This window comes from Stenotrophomonas sp. 05L44_2 (assembly GCF_056665995.1).
On the sequence record NZ_JBFTNR010000797.1, the window covers coordinates 1 to 3,031 of the forward strand.

General features: G+C 67.2%; 5 protein-coding genes. 1 reads left to right on the forward strand and 4 read right to left on the reverse strand.

Features of this window, described 5'->3' with window-relative positions:
• Positions 1-90 precede the first annotated feature (90 nt).
• Complete coding sequence (locus tag AC1VAN_RS20735) at positions 91-801, forward strand: COG3650 family protein (RefSeq protein WP_442251840.1); 711 nt, start codon at positions 91-93, stop codon at positions 799-801.
• 72 nt (positions 802-873) lie between these two features.
• Here the strand turns inward: AC1VAN_RS20735 and AC1VAN_RS20740 are convergent, their stop codons facing one another.
• From AC1VAN_RS20740 to AC1VAN_RS20755, 4 genes are all read right to left on the reverse strand, one after another.
• Complete coding sequence (locus AC1VAN_RS20740; protein ID WP_032975540.1) at positions 874-1,407, reverse strand: hypothetical protein; 534 nt, start codon at positions 1,405-1,407, stop codon at positions 874-876.
• On the reverse strand, positions 1,397-1,840 hold the full coding sequence (locus tag AC1VAN_RS20745; RefSeq protein WP_480986624.1) for an elongation factor P-like protein YeiP: 444 nt from the start codon (positions 1,838-1,840) through the stop codon (positions 1,397-1,399). Before AC1VAN_RS20745 ends, AC1VAN_RS20740 begins: the two co-directional genes overlap by 11 nt.
• A gap of 49 nt (positions 1,841-1,889) precedes the next feature.
• Positions 1,890-2,660, reverse strand: a complete 771-nt coding sequence (locus AC1VAN_RS20750; RefSeq protein WP_442251839.1) for an SDR family NAD(P)-dependent oxidoreductase — start codon at positions 2,658-2,660, stop codon at positions 1,890-1,892.
• 79 nt (positions 2,661-2,739) lie between these two features.
• Positions 2,740-3,031, reverse strand: a 292-nt coding sequence (locus tag AC1VAN_RS20755) for an EAL domain-containing protein (protein ID WP_480986625.1), incomplete at its 5' end; no start/stop codon positions are given.

Sequence of the window (3,031 nt, forward strand, 5' to 3'; positions counted from 1 at the left end):
AGGCTGAACAGGGTCATGCGGCTTTCAGGCCCCGTTTGCGTGCAGATGGTAGGGTCCAGGGTCTCTGTAGTTTCGACAAGGAGTCGAGCCATGCGTGTAATTCCCAGTCTGTTGGCTGCCTCCCTCGGCCTCGCGCTGAGCGCCTGCCAGCCGGCCCAGGCGCCGGCCGCCAGTAATGCAGGCGATGCGGCCGCAACGCCGGCACCGGCACCGGTGGCCGCCGACGCTGATGGCGGCGGCAAAGGCGCCGGCAACGAAACCCTCTATCGCTGCGGCGACCTTGATGTGCGCGCGACCTTCAACGGAGAGGACGCAGCGACGGTTGTGATTGGCGGGCGCAGTTTCGCGATGTCCTCCGAACGTGCGGCCTCCGGTGCGAAGTATGGCGACGGCAAGGGCAACAGCTTCTGGACCCGTGGCAGTGACGAAGCGCTGCTCAGCCTGAAGGGCGAGGCGGACCGCGAGTGTGGCGCGGTGGAAGCGACCGAGGGCGATGGCAGTGCCGGCAACGCGGCGTTCCGTGCCACCGGCAACGAGCCGGGCTGGCTTGCCGTCGTCGACGGCGATACGCCGGGCCTGCAGGTGGACGTGGATTACGGCGAGCGCCGTTTCACCGTCGCCAAACCGACCGAGGGTGCGGATGGCTGGGTGGGCAAGGCGGCGGATGGCACCGACATCAAGCTGAGCTTCCAGCGCACCACCTGCCAGGACGGCATGAGTGGCGAGACATTCGAAGCCAAGGCGATGCTGGCCGTGGGCACGCGCCAGTACCACGGCTGCGGCAACTTCGGCGGCAAATAAGAAAAAGGGGACGGAGGGGATGACGTTGTTTGTGCCATGAACGACGTCATCCCCTCCGTCCCCTTTTTTGCGTCAGCCCTCGCAGGGCTTCAGATCCAGATCGGGGGACAGGTCGTAGCGCAGGTTCACGCCGATCAACGCCTGCCGGATCGCGCAGTCATCGCGATGGCGGGCCACCAGGTCGGCAAAGATCTTCTCTCGATCGTCGCAGAACCTGGCGATGGCGGCCTCCAGCTCGCGACGACGGGCGTCGTCGTAGGGTTCTTCGCCGGCAAAATGCTGGCAGCTGTTCTCCCGTTCGATGAAGGCCTGCACATCGGCCGGCATGCCGCAGTAGATGCGGATGTCCTGCACGAAAGCGACGTCGTCGGGGACGCTGCAACCGGCGGCAGCCCGCGCCTGTTGCTCCTCCTCGGGGCTACCTGCCAGCGTCGCCACAGCATCTGCTTCATCTGCAGCCGGTGCAACCGCAGCGGCAGCGGTGTCCGCTGCGGCGGGCTGCGTCACCGCGTCCGCGGCGACGTCACCGGTGCTGTCCGCTGCGCGCGGCGAGCACGCCACGAGCAGGGACAGGCAGGCGATCAGCGCAGCGCGGTTAATCGGCACGGCCGGCAAATTCGCCGGTAGCGGTGTTCACCAGCACACGCTCGCCGTTGACGATGTACTCCGGCACCATGATCTCGATGCCGGTGTTGAGCTTGGCCGGCTTCGGGCGCTTGGTGGCGGTGCCGCCCTTCAGTTCCGGCGGCGTCTCGATCACTTCCAGCACCACCGAGGCCGGCAGCTGGATGGCCACCGGCTGCTCGTCGATCACCTGCACGTAGATGCCGGTCAGGCCGTCGGTGATGTAGCCGGCGTCATCGCCGATCACGTCCGCGTCCAGGGTGTAGGGGGTGTAGTCCTCGTCGTCCAGGAACACGAACGCATCGCCGTCCTTGTACGAGTAGGTGGACTGGCGGCGCAGCAGGATGTCGCGGATCTGGTAGACGCCGTTGTTGAACTCGACGACGTTGCCCTTCTTGATGTCGTTGGCTTTCATGATGATGTTGGTCGTTGGGGGAGGGCGCCGTCCCGGCGCCCGGGGGGAATCACTTCGGAGCGAGCCGGGTGGCGCCGTCCAGGCGGATGGTCTCGCCGTTGATGTAGGTGTTGCCGAGGATGTGGCCGACCAGGCTGGCGAAGTCTTCCGGCTTGCCCAGGCGCGACGGGAACGGGATCGAGGCGGCCAGCGATTCCTGCACGGCTTCGGGCATGCCATCGACCATCGGCGTCCAGAACACGCCCGGCGCGATGGTGTTGACGCGGATGCCGAAGCGCGACAGCTCGCGGGCCATCGGCAGGGTCATCGCCACCACGCCGCCCTTGGAGGCGGAGTAGGCGGCCTGGCCGATCTGGCCTTCGTAGGCGGCAACGCTGGCGGTGTTGATGATGACGCCGCGCTCGCCGTCCACGCCGGCCTCGTTGTGCTGCATGCGGTTGGCTGCGGCCTTGGCGACATTGAAGCTGCCGACCAGGTTGACCATCACCGTGCCCTGGAACCCGGCCAGCGGCATCGGGCCTTCCTTGCCCAGCACGCGGCCAGCGCCGAGGATGCCGGCGCAGTTCATGGCGACATTCAGGCCGCCGAGGAAATCGCAGGCCTGGTCGATGGCCGCCGACACGGACGCTTCATCACTGACGTTGACGTTGAAATAGCGGGCGTTGTCCTGCCCCAGCTCGGCAACAGCGGCCGCGCCCTTGGCGTCGTTGAGGTCGAACAGGGCGACCTTGCCGCCCTTGGCAACCAGGTGCTGGGCCACGGCCAGGCCGAGGCCGGAGACGCCGCCAGTGATCACGGCACGTACGGAAGACAGCTGCATTGCACGGTCCTGCAGGTTCAAGAACCGCCGATTCTAACGGAAGCGACGGCAGCCGCCGTTGTGCACTGCGCCGCCGGCCTCAGCCCAGTTCGCGGGCGCGGCGCAGGCGACGCTCGAAGTCGGCGGCGGGCAGGCCATGGGCGAACAGGAAACCCTGGCCGACGGTCACCCCCAGGTCGAGCAGGCACTGCCGTTGTGGCTCGGTCTCCACGCCTTCGGCGACCACGCCCAGCCCCAGGCTGCGCGCGATCGCGCAGACCGCCTCGCACACCGCCACATCCGAACGGTTGCGGGGAATGCCTTCGACAAACAGCTGGCTCAGCTTCAGCCCATGGATGGGCAGGCGCCGCAGGTAGTTCAGGGCGCTGTAG

Bases quoted from the DNA above. Each gene is read 5' to 3' on its own strand.
- AC1VAN_RS20735 (WP_442251840.1), top strand. From the start codon at position 91: ATGCGTGTAATTCCCAGTCTGTTGGCTGCCTCCCTCGGCCTCGCGCTG.
- AC1VAN_RS20745 (WP_480986624.1), bottom strand. From the start codon at position 1,840: ATGAAAGCCAACGACATCAAGAAGGGCAACGTCGTCGAGTTCAACAAC.
- AC1VAN_RS20750 (WP_442251839.1), bottom strand. From the start codon at position 2,660: ATGCAGCTGTCTTCCGTACGTGCCGTGATCACTGGCGGCGTCTCCGGC.